The organism is Nocardia sp. JMUB6875 (assembly GCF_041154655.1).
Taxonomy (GTDB): Bacteria; Actinomycetota; Actinomycetes; order Mycobacteriales; family Mycobacteriaceae; genus Nocardia.
In genome coordinates this window covers 1-554 of record NZ_BAAFGR010000423.1, presented here as the reverse complement: position 1 = coordinate 554, position 554 = coordinate 1, and the positions used below count along the sequence as shown (strand labels likewise).

The window sequence follows — 554 nt, the reverse complement described above, 5'->3', positions numbered from 1 at the left end:
TGGAGGGTGTCGGGGTGGATTCCCTTGGCGCGCTGCGGGCTCTGCGGGTCGTCGGGGTTGCACATGCCGGGCTGGGCCAGGTCGGCGAAGATCGGATCCAACAACGCGCGCAGGGCCGGGGTCAACTGACCGGAGATGCTGCTCATGCCGTCCACACCCTGCTTACCGACGATCAGACCACGCCGGGCTTGGCGATCCTCTTCGCTGACGAGGCGGCCGTCGGGGTCGAGGAATCCGAGGATGCGGTCGCCGAGCTTGGGCAGGTCGTCGGGGGTGGAGCGGGTGGCGAAGTGCGCCAACTCCATTTCGGCCTTGCCGACCAGCTCCGGGTCGGTGACAGCGGGGATGCGGCGCACGATCTGCACGATCCGGCGCGCGTGGTCGGCCGACACCAGCCCCTGTTCCTGCGCAGCTGCGACCCATGCCAGGTTCGGCTCGAGGATCTGTCCCATGACCTGGCGCTGCCCGAGCTGCTCGGCGGCATTCACGCGCGCACCGGCTTCGGCGTGGCCGAGGCGCAGCACCTGCTGCAGGTACTTGCCGGTGTGATTCTT

Annotated in this window: 1 protein-coding gene; it reads right to left on the bottom strand. The window is 69.0% G+C overall.

What is annotated here, in order from left to right:
* Nucleotides 1-554: DUF222 domain-containing protein (locus ACAM49_RS40365; protein ID WP_369640769.1), on the bottom strand; the 554-nt coding region annotated here is incomplete at both ends.